The sequence below is a fragment of the Pseudoflavonifractor sp. HNCC25GI2 genome, assembly GCF_058136395.1.
Genome location: NZ_JBYUOW010000002.1, coordinates 1 through 12602, shown reverse-complemented (window position 1 = coordinate 12602; position 12602 = coordinate 1). Strand labels below are relative to the sequence as shown.

The window sequence follows — 12602 nt, the reverse complement described above, 5'->3', positions numbered from 1 at the left end:
GTTATATTTTTAACAAAGAAAGCCCGAAAAAACCGCAACACGGGCAGCCCCCGCTGTTGCGTTAAAGTATGTACGCGCGGCAAAGGAATTTTACTGTTAAAATTATAACGGTTTTCCCGGGGGAGTGCAAGGGGGAGATGTCTGGTAAAATGCACAGTTTTTGTGGAAATGTTTTGGCAAAAACAGAAAGAGGCATCAAAAGGCACAAAAAATGGTGAAATTTCCGTAAAATAGCGTCAAAAGAACGGAGAGAAAAACGAGGCCCCGGTCCTGTGGACCGGGGCCTCGAAGCATAGCACCTTACTTGGAATAGTCGTAGAAGCCCTTGCCAGACTTGCGGCCCAGCAGACCGCCGCGGACCATCTTCTTCAGCAGAAGGGCGGGACGGTACTTGGGATCGCCGGTCTCGGTATACAGGGTGTCCATGATGGCCAGACACACGTCCAGGCCGACGAAGTCGCCCAGAGCCAGGGGGCCCATGGGGTGGTTGGCGCCCAGCATCATGGCCTTGTCGATGTCTTCCACGCTGGCCACGCCGGTCTCCACCAGGCCGATGGCCTCATTGATCATGGGGATGAGGATCTTGTTGACCACGAAGCCGGGGGCCTCGGCCACCTCAACGGGCTCCTTGCCGATCTCCTTGGAGAGGTTATAGATGAAGTCGAAGGTCTCCTGGGTGGTGTTGGCACCGCGGATGATCTCGATGAGCTTCATGGAGGGGACGGGATTGAAGAAGTGCATGCCGATGACGGGGTGCTTCAGGCCGTTGCCCATCTCGGTGATGGACAGGGAGGAGGTGTTGGAGGCGAAGATAGTGCCCTCCTTGCAGAAGCCGTCCAGCTCATGGAGCAGCTCCTTCTTGGTGGCCATCTCTTCCTTGACGCACTCAATCACCAGATCGACGTCAGCGGCCTCCTCGTGAGTCTGGGGAATGAGGACGTTGGCCATCAGGGCGTCCACGGCCTCCTGAGCCATCTTGCCCTTCTCCACCCGCTTCTGCAGGGACTTACCCAAGGTATCCTTATGACGCTGGGCGGACGCGGGGCTGCTGGCGTACATCAGGACGGTGTGACCCTTGGCGGCAAAGACCTGTGCGATACCGCGGCCCATGGTGCCGGCGCCGAAAAGTGCGACTTTCATACTGTGTTCCTCCTAAAATAATGTAAAATGGTTGCCAGCATCCTTCTGGCAGGGTCTGACCGGATAAACCGGTCCCGCTCTCTTGAAACACAGTATACCTGTTTTTTTGCCGCGGTGCAAGAGGAAAGTGCGGTAATGTTTTAGTGAGATGATAGGGCAAAGGGAACGGAGCCTGCACTTGCTCAGCCGGACAGCCGGGCAATGTTCTGCTCGGTGAGAGCGAACCACTGCACCGGCATGGGATCGGAGCCCCCCGTGTGCCCCTCCAGCCACTGGAGATAGACTGATTCATCCACCGGTGTTTCGTCTCCGTCCAGATAGTAGAGAAAACCGCTGCCGCTCACGTCCAGATCCTCCGGAAAGGCGGGGAAGTCCGCATTTTGGTCGGAAATCTCCCGGTCCCAGGCGTCTGCCGAGCCTGCGTAGGAGTAGCTGTCACTCCCGGGCTCATACCGGTACACCGTATAGGGCCAGAACCGTCCGCCCCAGCCCTGGTTGTGACTCCAGGGGGAGCATACCGCACCGTTTTGATAAAAGCTGGGCTCCAATCCAAACCGGTCCGGGCTCTGGAGCAGGAGGGTGTCCGTGTCCGCCCGGTAGTCCAGTACATAGGTGCCCTGCCCGGCGACAATGGTGGTGTAGAGGGACAGCAAAAGCTCCTCACGGCCGTCCCCGTCCACATCATAGACCCCAAACCGGTTCTCGATATACTGGGACGGGGAGGCGGGGCTTTCAGCGGAAAAGTCGTAGAGAGCATCCGGGAGAGGCTGACCGGTCAGCACGTCCTCCAGAAGAGAGGCGTAGTAGCTCCGCGCCTGGGGATCGCCCCCGGGTAAGGCCGCGGCTTTTTGGTCGGAAAGGGGGACAAAGCCCCGGTACAGCCACTGGTTCTGGTCGGACTGGAGGGAAGACCAGGCGGGATTCTTCTCGTAGAGATCAAAGCCGCCCTCCCCGGGAATGGCCAGACGGCCAAACCAGAAGTTGTAGGAGAGGGAGCCCGTCTCTGAGTCGCCCTGGGGGTGCAGAAGATATCGGGCCTCCTCGGTGTCGGGGAGAATGCCGCTGTCCAGGGCAGCCTGGGGCAGCTCCAGCACCCGCTCCAGTTCGCCGTCTGCGAAGCGGAACAGGCCGAGACCGCTGCAGGTCTCATCCCCCTGGTAGGTGGTGGAGTTGGAGCACAGCAGCCACAGGTCCCCGTCCTCCGCCCAGGTGGACCAGAGGCCGTTGTCGCCGCCGATGAGATAGCTTTCTCCTGTGAAATCCTGGGCATTCTCATCCCACACGCCCAGGACCAGATTGTCCAGACCGGCAACGTGGGGGGCGCCCGTGCTTTCCACCAGCATCAGGGTGCGGGAGCCCTGGGTGTGGGAGAACAGCCGATACTCACTTGTGCCGTAGAGATACTCATAGGACTGGATGGTCCGTCGGGCCAGCTGATGGTTCTGTACCGACTGGCTCATGGGGACTGGGTCCCAGCCATCCTCCGGCTCTCCGCCGTCGGCGCTCCACCGGCACCACAGAGCGGGAGAGAACTCCATGGTCTCCTCCGCCGGGACCAGATATTCTTCGGCCTGAGGGGTGACGCCAGGAGACGGGCAGCGCTCCAGTGTTCCGCCCTGCCACTGGTAGAGCCGGTCAAACTCCACGTCCTCCCCGGTGTGGACGGAGGAGAGATAAAAAGTGACCTGGTTCTCTGCGCCAATCCGGAAACCGGCCAGAGTGACCTCCTCCAGAGCCTGACCGTCAGTGGGAGCGGCTGCGGTCTCCTCCTCTAACTGGGCACGCAGCTCCTCCAAATTGGTGCCCGCCATCCTCCAGGCCTCGTCCTCCGGGACGAGCCTGCCCTCCTGCAGGTCGTATACCCAGGTGGACAGGGTGGGGGAGAAGCCGGCAAGCCCTGCGGCTGCCCCCTGATCGTACTGGTAGAGCACCAGACTGAGGTAGCGGTCCGTCCGGGTGGGGTAGCACAGACAGCGGAACCAGTCCCCAGGCTGGCCCTGGGAGATCTGGTCGATGGCGGCGCGGTACTCCTCCGCCAGGGCGGACAGTGCCCCGTTGACGGCCCGGGAATCCTCTGTTTCGGGTACCGCCAGGGTGGGCACCTCCACATAGTTGCCCAGCTGGTCGTAGTATTGAAGCTGGAGCTCAACTGCGGACGTCTGTTTGGTCTGGTTCTGGCAGGAGACCAGGGAACCGCACAGCAGGATAATTGCCCCCACCAGAGCCATGAGCCACACCGGCGGACGCTTCTTTTTCCATTGAAAAATGTTTCGGATGCGCAGCTCCGTCTCTCGGGCCGAGCCGGACAGGTGGGTGGCAAAGGGGGAGCGGGGCGGCGTAGGGGAGGTGCGGTTCATAGGGCTCTCCTTTCCTATCAGGGGCAGTTAAGGCTTCAGTTAAACATATTGGTCAGGGTGATTTGGGACAGAGTGTCCCCCTCGAAGAAGAACAGAATGGCGGGGCCCAATTCGTCATAAAAGCCATCGGATTGTTCCGGGGCCAGGCCGGGAATGTAGTAGAGCAGGTCCTTGTCCGGGTACCGGCCCCAGTAGTTCCCGGCCACGGCGGTGGGGTAGGCTTCCAGCACCTCTGCCCGGCTGTCCCCCACCTGGATGCCCTGGGGCGTGTGGAGGTCGGTCATGGTGGTGTCCAGGGTGTTGATGGTGTCCTGATTGGTGGTGCTGTCGTGGTAGCTCAGGGCGGTAAAGGTCTTGCCCCCCACCTGGCCGCTGCTGCGGAACCAGTAATCGCCGGAATTGTAGATGGGCTCGTAGTCCGCCAGCGTTTCCTCCTCAATGGACATGGTGTCCAGGCAGGAGAAGGACAGGGACAGGCCAGGACCCACCGGGAGATCAAAGCCGTCCCGGTAGAGGCAGACCTGCTCGTTCAGCAGGGAACTGGCCGGCTGGGACGCCGGCTGATCGCCGATGTCACTCCCAAAGCCCAGCACCCGGGTGTAGCTTCCGTTCTGGTCCTGTGCCAGGCTGATGTATGTGTGGTTGATGCCGCCGTGCCAGCCCAGGCGAAGAGGAGCACCGTCAAAATAGTAGATGCCGAAATCCAGCTCAAAGACAGTCCAGCGCTGTCCATCTGTCTCTCCGGAGTTGATCGGGGTTACCGCATCCACACTCATGGCTCCCTCCACGCTGTTGTCAGGGAGATCCTCCAGATAGTACCACTGAGGTACGTCCAGGCAGGCCTCCAGGTAGGTGCGGATCAGGATGTCCCGGGAGGCGTTATCGGCCGTCAGGCCGGAGAATTCCGCCGTTCCCAGCTCCGGGCCGGTGCCCATGACACAGCGGCTGACATCCACGACCCTGCCGCTGCCGTGGTCATAGAGGACCGAGGCGTTGAGGTACAGGTCCTCGCCGTTGTCCGCCCGGGCCACCAGGTTGTAGTAGACCTGGCCCTCAAAATTCCGCTCCCGGTACACTCCGTCTTCTGGGGTGAGGGAGACAATCTGCCACACGGCGGAGGCGTTTTGACTGTCCCAGGGGTTATATTGGCTGCGGGTATACTCCTCCAGCCACGCCCGGACCTGGTAGTAGATGCCTGTGGTCAGCCGGTCCTCCGGAACGGCGTAGAACTGCTCGTTGTGGTCAGGGACCCACTGGGGGCCGTCCCCGTTGACCACAGCGTTGTTGGTGTGGACGAACACATCCACCCCACCGGGAGACATGAGGGCCAGATGATCACCCCAGTAGGAAAAATAGTCGGCCTGAGCCTGAGTGCCCAGCTGCATGATATTGCCCTCCACGGGCCAAATCCAGGAGAGCTTTCCGTCCTGGAGCTGGACCGCGCCTGAGTCTCCGTAAAGAAGGCCCTGGGATATGCCGTTCAGAGTATAGAGGAGACTGGGTGTCCCGTCTTGGAGAAAGAGACGGGTGTGAGGGGCTCCACCCCGGGTAGAAGCCACAAGGGTGGGGTCGGTGAGTTTGCCGGAGGCCTCTTCATAGGAGCCAATGACCAGATAGACGGAATAGTCATCCCGGAAGGAGGCGGCGGCCAAGGTGTAGCCGTCCAGACTGGCAGACTGGAGCAGGGTAGGCGCGGCTTCGTCCATGGTGTCGGCGGCGATATTGCCATTTAAAGCATCATACAGCGCCTGAAGAAGGGGGCGGTTTGCGTTGCTGAGACCGGAGGCGGAGGAGAACCCACCCTCCGGCTGACCGCCTGCAAAGTACCACTGCCGCCACAGGGGAGGCTCCAGATCGAGACACTCCTCTGCCGACACCAGGGGCTGGGGCTGGGTTACATTGTATTGGTCGTAGCGGGTAAAGCTCCCGCCCTGCCAGATGTAGAGGTCCTCGCATCCGCTGACCATGTCCTGGACGCTGTCGTCCCGGTCGTCCGTCCGGGCGGTGAGGTAGAAGACGGGTTGGCCGTCCGACCCCATGCGGAAGCCCTCCAGCGCCTGGTTCTGGATGCACACGTCGGCGTCAGGGTTGTCCTTTTGCACAATGGGGTCAAACTGCTGGGCCAGGGCCTGGCACAGCCCCTCCTCCGTTTGCCCGGCCAGCTCCAGCGCCTGGGCCAGGGTCACCTGCTGCCCGGTTTTTTTGTCGCAGACCAGGGTGGTGACGTGGCCGGTGACCAGGTCGGTGCGGTATTCCGTCCGGAAGAACACCAGGCTGAGATAGCGCTCCGTTTCCGAGGGGTAGAGGAGGCATTGGTTCTCTCCGGGCGTCTGGTCGGAGCCGTCCAGCACCGGCTGGTAGTTCGCCTTCAGCTAGGTCAGGGCCTCGTTGATGGCGGTTACCCCTTCGTCGGAGCCAGTGAGGACGGGGATTTCAATGTAGTTTTCCTTGGCGTCGTAGTACTGCGTGTCCATGGATAGGGACACGGTTTGCGTCTGGCTCTGGCAGGAGACCAGAGAGCCGCACAGCAGGATGACGGCTCCCACCAGGACCATGAGCCACAGGGGCGGACGTTTCTTTTTCCACTGGAAGATGTTTCGGATGCGCAGCTCCGTCTCCCTGGCCGAGCCGGACAGGTGGGTGGCGAAGGGGGAGCGGGGTGGTGTTTGGGACAGGCGTTTCATAAAGGCCTCCTTTGGCAAATGAAGAGAAAAGAGTGGGGGAGAGACGAAGGGGATCAGTCCGTGGGCTGGAGTACCTGGCCGAAGTAAACTTCCTTGCCCCCGGTTACCTGGTAAAGCTCGGCCCAGGCAAAGGGGCAGGAATCGTCGGGAATGAGAGGGCGGTAGGGCTGCCTCTCCTGTACCGTTTCCCAGGTCCCGTCGGCGTTATAGGTGTAGAAATTGCAGTAGAATTCCAGATCGGGGGAGAGGCTGTATGTGCCGCGCCGGGCGGTGATGAGAAAGTCGCTGAGCCAGGCGGAGAGAACCAGCTGCTCCCGGTCCTCGTCCCAGAGAAACCAGGCAAAACTGGGGGACTTGGGGGGCAGAAGCTCCGCCATGACTCCCAGGTCCTCTGAGCCGTCAGCGTTCAGGTCCAGCACCTGGGGCTCCATATAGTCGTGCTCCCCCATGACGTACAGGCCGTCGTCCGGGGAGGCGGGCTGGGGCCACTCCAGGGAGGCGGGATCGATAGTCTGAATGAGAGACTCTCCGTCATAGACCTGGATGCCGGTTACCTGATACCAGTTTTCCAGGTATTCCCCCTCCATTTTTTGCTCCTCCAGCGCTACGGTGAGTTCCCGGCCCGAGGCAGTTCGAAGGGTGCGGACGGTGCGCCCCGTCTCCTGGTGGGTGGTGGGCGCGGGGTCGGACGCAGGAGCAGAGACGGAAGTGTCGGACGGGACCTCCCGGCGAACCTGGCAGGACACCAGAGAGCCGCAGGAGAGAATCAGCAGTCCCGCCAGAACCATGCTCCACACCGGCGGGCGTTTCTTTTTCCAGTGAACGATGCTGCGGATGCGAAGCTCCGTCTCGCTGGCGCGCCCGGACAGCCGGGTGGCAAAGGGGGAACGGGGCGGGGAAGGGGGATTCCGGGTCATAACAGTCTCCTTTTTAAAATTCGAGGCTTTGATTGTCATTCCTGTTCCGGGGCGCCCGACCACACCAGCTGCCCACGGGCATTGTAGGAGTAGGCGGCGGGGGAGCCCTCGGGGTGTTCAGAGTCAAAGGGGCGCTCAATCAGCTGCTGGTTTTCTTCGTCCGCAGTGATCGCTCCCGCCAGAGCAAAGGAATACTCAAACTGCTCGGTGATGGGATTCCACAGGTACCAGGCGTGCATATCCCGATTGGTGGTGTCGCAGGGCAGGCCAAGATCCTCCGCGCCGTCAAAGTTGATGTCCTGGACATAGACCTCCTTGTAGGACTCTGCGGAGAATCCAGAGGGAGGATAACATTCCGACGGAATAGTGGTCCGGGCCAGGGTGTCCGCGTCAAAGACATTGGAGGCCGGGAGGGGAAACTCCGGGAGAATGGTCTGAAGGAGCCGCCCCCTGTCCCACACCTCGATCTGGTCATAGTAGAGATAACTGGACTCGTAGAGGCTGTTGTGATCCACGAATCGCCGCCCACGGAGCGCCAGGGTAAGAGTGCGGGTTTCTTCCACGGTAATCTCCAGTGTGTCGGTGAAGTAGCCGTCAGAGCTCAGCTGGAACTGCTGCTTCTCCTGAGACCAGGACAGGGTGTTCCACACCGGATTATGCCACTTGTCCTCCAAGTGGGGCAGGCGCAGCTCCTGCAGGCCATCCGGGCCGGACCGCACATAGGCGCCATATATAGAGGTAATGTCCTCCTGGTTTTCCCAATCCAGCGAGAACCGCTCCTCCAGCTGGCCGTCCACCACCTCCAGGACGAAGTAAATGGCTCCTCCGTAGTTGGAGGTGCGGTCATCCAGCTCCAGCACCAGACACTGGTGCTCGGCGGAGGTGAGAAAAGCGGGGGAGAGAATCGGCCAGTAGGCGCCCAGATCCAGACTCCAGTTCAGAGTTTCCCCGCTGCCCAGGGTGACCTCCAGGTCAGTCCGGCCGCCATAGGCGTTGTCCACGCGGCAGGAGGTGACCACCACGCTGTCATCCTCGCCGCCCTGGCCGTCCAGATTGACCCGGTCGCAGAACACGATGCTTGCGCTCTCTTCCAGGGGCTGCTGGTCGGCCGGGAGAACGATGTCGCCGGTGTGGGCCGCCTCCAGAAGCTGAGACAGGGGGAAAACGGCCGCCTCCTGGCCGGAGGTGGGCTGAACGGTCACGGTTTGGTCCTCCGGGTGGAAGGTGAGGGTGACCAGCTGCAAGCCCTCCCCCTCCAGACCCAGCAGATTCGCCGCCGCCTGGGAGAGCTCCTGAGAGCGGATGGAGCCATCGGACCAGCGCCGGAAGACGGTAAGTGAACCGGACGGATTGCTGCAGATCAGCTCCAGTTCTCCGTCGCCGTCCAGATCCAGGTGGGATACGTCGCCGCTGTGCTCCGCCAGCGTGAACGCGGTTCCATCGGGAAGAGTAATTTCATAGACATACTGATCCGGGCCCTCGTCAAAGACGGTGTGGGAGACCGTGCCGCTGTACCCCAGCAGGTGCTCAAAGGGGACGGCCTCCGTGCCCCGCTGGGTGAGGGTAAATTCCGGCCCGGCGGGCGGGGCGGCGGCCTTCACCTGGCAGGACACCAGGGAGCCGCACAGAAGAATGAGCGCCCCCATCAGGGCCATGAGCAGAAGCGGCGGGCGCTTCTTTTTCCACTGGAAGATGCTGCGGATGCGCAGCTCGGTCTCCCTGGCTGAGCCGGACAGGCGGGTGCTCAGGGGGGAGCGGGGCGGAGTGGGAACAGGGGAGTTCATAGCGGCCTCCTTTTTCTGTAACGGCTGCAAAATGATAAAAATCAGGATGAAGTGGAGCAGGTGCCCTTCAGCTGGGCCACCGCGTCCAGAATGGTCTGACCGTAGGCCCGATGCTCCTGGGCGGGCAAGGTCCGCAGAGCGGCCTCGTCGCAGGCCAGCTCCGTGTCCCGTTCCACCAGTCGGGTCATGTACCACATGAGGGGGTTAAACCAGTGCAGGGCATTGGCCAGCAGGGCCAGGGTTTTCAGTCCGATGTCCTTGCGGCGGAAGTGGGTCAGCTCATGGAGCATGGAGTACCGCAGAGCGGAGTCGGATGGGACGTACTCGGGCAGCAGCAGTACGGGACGGATGAGGCCGGCCAGCATGGGCACCCGCAGTCCCTGGCAGGTCATGAGCCGGGGGCGGCGGTCCAGGTGCAGCTGGTTGCCCAGCTCATTGAACAGCTGGATGGTGGCGGGATTGGTCACCGGGGTGGCCCACCGCCGCAGATAAAGCAAAAAGCGAAGATGGGAGACAAAGGCCCAAATGAGCGTTGCCGCGGCCCCCGCCAGCCACACCGCCGTCACCACCTGGGACAGAGAGAGGGAAAACCCGGAGGAGGCGGGGGACTGGACGGAGGCACCGGGGGACGTTGTCTGGCCCTGCCCCGGAGATGAGACGGCGGTGGAGGAACCCTGCTCCCCCTGATTGGGATCCGCCGGAACGGAGATATCGCCGGAGGAAGATGGGCCACCGTCCGGATTGGGACGGGCGGGGCGGCCCTGGAAAAGAATGGGGTCGGAGGGGACGGTCAGCTGAATGGGGGCCTTGGTCTCCTGCTCCCCCTGGGGCAGCAGGGGCAGGGGGATGGCCAGACGCAGGCACAGCAGCAGCCAGGCCCAGCAGCGCCACCGGGCCCCATACCGGGAGCGGGTGGAGCGGGACACCAGGGAGAGAATCAGAACCACGGCGCTGCCGCCCAACGTCAGCGCGCCCAGCTCGGGCAGAAAATCAGGCATCGTTCTCTCCTCCACTCAGCTCGTCCACCAGTTGCTTCAACTCCTCTAGATCCCGGCGGGCCAGCCCCTCCCGGGCCAGAGCGGCCACGAAATTCTTGGGGGAGCTGCCGTACAGCCGGGAGAGCACGCTGCGGCTCTCGAAGGACTGATAGTCCTCCAGCTTCACCAGCGGAGAATAGAGGTTGCCCCGTCCCTCCCGGCGCACGGACACAAAGCCCTTCTCCGCCAGTCGGGTCAGGTAGGTGTTGATGGTGTTGGGCGCCCAGTGAAAGGGCTCCAGGCTCTGTTCCAGCTGAGCCCGGGGGGTGTCCGGCCCTGAGGCCCACAGGGCCTTCATGACCTCCAGTTCGGTGTCAGGCAGTCGTTTCATAGCGGGATGCTCCTTATCCTCTACAATTGTAGTTGTTAATTATATACTACACTTGAAGTAGATACAAAGCAAGTTACAGTGTGGTTACAGATCGCAGCAAAAAAGCCGGACAGCCCAAACGGCTGTCCGGCGGGAAAACGTATGGAATTAGAGCAAAATCTGACCGTTAATGTCCAGATGGAACCGCAGGTGGAAGAACTCCGCCGCCTTCCGGCATAGCACCATGCGTTGGAGGAAGATTTCGAAATAATCCATCACGGCGCACACCTGGGTGTTGATGGACAGGGAGAGAGTGACCGTCTTGGCGGTCAGGTCCAGCAGTACCTCGGAGCGCTCCACGGCGTAGTTGACCCGGTCGTGGATGTCAAAGCTGGTGATGTCGGCGTTGCGTACCCGGCTGCGGCGCACGTCGGTCTTGTCCGCCAGAATCAGGGCGGCGGCAATGGCGTTGACGGGGAAGGCGGTGGAGTCGTCGTGGTGGCCGATGGCGGTAATGACAGCGGCCACGTCGGAGGGCTCCATGCCCATGTTGTCCAGAATCCGGAAGGCCATGGTGGCTCCGCTGATGGCGTGGTCGTGGCGGTTGACCACATTGCCGATGTCGTGCATGTAGGCGGCAATGCGGGCCAGCTCCACCTCTCTGGCGTCATAGCCCAGAGCGGTGAGAATCCGGGCGGCCACGTCGGCACATTTGCTCACATGGGCAAAGGAGTGCTCCGTAAAGCCCAGGGCCAGCAGGGAGGCGTCCGCCTGTGTAATATAGGTGCGGATCTCCGGGGAGTTTTTCACATCCTGAAAGGTGACGTTCATGGTGACCTCCGTGATGTCAGCTTAGATCTGGGTGATGTCGTAGGGCGTGGTCTGGTAGACGTAGTAGTTGAGCCAGTTGGTGTAGAAGAGCTGGGCGGCGGAACGCCAGCGGACAATGGGAGCCTGATAGGGGTCGTCATTGGGGAAGTAGTGGGCGGGCACGTCGATGCGCAGCCCCTTCTTCACGTCCCGGAAGTATTCGTTGGCCAGAGTGTCCGGGTCGTACTCCGGGTGTCCGGTGATGAAGAAGCGGCGGTTGTCCTCACTCTTTACCGCAAAGACGCCGGCTTCCTTGGATACGGCCAGCAGCTCCAGCTCCGGCCGGGCCAGCACGTCCTCCAGCCGGTTCTCGGTGTAGCGGGAATGGGGCACATAGAACTCGTCGTCAAAGCCCCGGAACAGGGGGGACTGCTTCTTTATAATCGTGTGAGGGAAGACACCAAACAGCTTCTTGGGCAGGGAGTACTTGGGGATCCCATAATGATAGTAGAGACCGGCCTGAGCGCCCCAGCAGATGTGCAGGGTGGAATGAACATGGGTTTTGGTCCACTCCATAATCTCACACAGCTCATCCCAGTAGTCCACATCGGTGAAATCCAGATTCTCCACCGGAGCTCCGGTGATGATCATGCCGTCATACTTCCGGTCCCGAATCTGGTCGAAGGTGGTATAGAAGGAAGAGAGGTGGTCCGCGTCGGTGTTCTGGGAGACGTGGCTGGAGGTGTGCAGCAGCTCCACCTGAATCTGGAGAGGGGTATTGGACAGCTTGCGCAGCAGCTGGGTCTCCGTCACAATCTTGGTGGGCATCAGATTTAAAATGAGCAGGTTCAACGGACGCATATCCTGGTGGATGGCCCGGTATTCGGTCATAACGAAGATGTTCTCGCCCTCCAAGGTGGCGCGGGCGGGCAGTGAATCAGGGATTTTAATGGGCATGGCAGCCACTCCTACTTATTATATAATATGTATATAGAGAGTAGCACAAAAGGTGTCTTTCCGCAAGCGAGATTTTGGCAGATGAGTGTCCGCCTGATGTGGACGAAGAAAAAATGAAAAATTTGAAAAAAGGTGTTGACAAAGGAGGAATGTTCTGGTAGTATAGGCAAGCGCTCCAACGAGGGGCCCCACCGAGACCGGTCAGCACAAAAGAGTTTGAAAAAGCTCGAAAAAAGTGCTTGACAAGCGGAATCGAATGTGGTAACCTAGTTAAGCTGCTCGCGAGAGCGGCGCGCAGCACAGCAAAGTTTCTGCTGAAAGAACTTCAAAAAGTTTTGAAAAACTTGAAAAAAGTTCTTGACAAGCGAAACAAGCTGTGGTAAAATAAGCAGGTCGCTTGTGAGAGCGACATGCGATAGCCCCGGACGACCGGCGAATGAAAGAGCTCAAAAAAGTTTGAAAAAACTTGAAAAAAGCTCTTGACAAAGGAAAAACCGAGTGCTACAATAAAAACCCGCCGCGATGAGCGGTGTGCACCTTGTAAATTAAACAACGTGACAAACACGAAAAGCACCAGAAGGTGATGGTTGTTTTAAAGCTTTGAAT

Annotated in this window: 10 protein-coding genes; all 10 read right to left on the bottom strand. The window is 60.5% G+C overall.

The genetic code is table 11. The features are described from left to right. Positions 1-300: 300 nt before the first annotated feature. The gene (locus AC3YUO_RS02620) at positions 301-1140 is read right to left on the bottom strand and encodes a 3-hydroxyacyl-CoA dehydrogenase family protein (RefSeq protein WP_489961506.1); all 840 of its coding nucleotides are present in this window, start codon (positions 1138-1140) and stop codon (positions 301-303) included. Between the two features lie 182 nt (positions 1141-1322). Then, positions 1323-3497, bottom strand: coding sequence for a hypothetical protein (locus AC3YUO_RS02615; protein WP_489961505.1), 2175 nt, complete (start codon positions 3495-3497; stop codon positions 1323-1325). A 35-nt stretch (positions 3498-3532) separates the two neighbouring features. Beyond that, entirely contained in the window at positions 3533-5848 is a 2316-nt protein-coding gene (locus AC3YUO_RS02610; protein WP_489961504.1) for a hypothetical protein, read from the bottom strand. Between the two features lie 21 nt (positions 5849-5869). Then, positions 5870-6181: a hypothetical protein gene (locus AC3YUO_RS02605; protein WP_489961503.1), complete on the bottom strand. Its 312-nt coding sequence runs from the start codon at positions 6179-6181 to the stop codon at positions 5870-5872. Between the two features lie 53 nt (positions 6182-6234). Next, positions 6235-7098: a hypothetical protein gene (locus AC3YUO_RS02600; RefSeq protein WP_489961502.1), complete on the bottom strand. Its 864-nt coding sequence runs from the start codon at positions 7096-7098 to the stop codon at positions 6235-6237. A 35-nt stretch (positions 7099-7133) separates the two neighbouring features. Further along, positions 7134-8882 carry a hypothetical protein gene (locus AC3YUO_RS02595; protein WP_489961501.1) on the bottom strand — a complete coding sequence of 583 codons (1749 nt, stop codon included), beginning with the start codon at positions 8880-8882 and terminating at the stop codon, positions 7134-7136. Between the two features lie 41 nt (positions 8883-8923). After that, positions 8924-9880 (bottom strand): M56 family metallopeptidase, encoded by a 957-nt coding sequence (locus AC3YUO_RS02590; protein ID WP_489961500.1) that lies wholly within the window; start codon positions 9878-9880, stop codon positions 8924-8926. Continuing rightward, a complete protein-coding gene (locus tag AC3YUO_RS02585; protein WP_118643692.1) occupies positions 9873-10250 on the bottom strand; it encodes a BlaI/MecI/CopY family transcriptional regulator in 378 nt (125 codons plus the stop codon). Before AC3YUO_RS02585 ends, AC3YUO_RS02590 begins: the two co-directional genes overlap by 8 nt. A 147-nt stretch (positions 10251-10397) precedes the next feature. After that, positions 10398-11060, bottom strand: a complete 663-nt coding sequence (locus AC3YUO_RS02580) for an HD domain-containing protein (protein ID WP_489961499.1) — start codon at positions 11058-11060, stop codon at positions 10398-10400. 21 nt (positions 11061-11081) lie between these two features. After that, positions 11082-11996 (bottom strand): homoserine O-acetyltransferase MetA, encoded by a 915-nt coding sequence (gene metA / locus AC3YUO_RS02575; protein ID WP_489961498.1) that lies wholly within the window; start codon positions 11994-11996, stop codon positions 11082-11084. Positions 11997-12602: the final 606 nt, after the last annotated feature.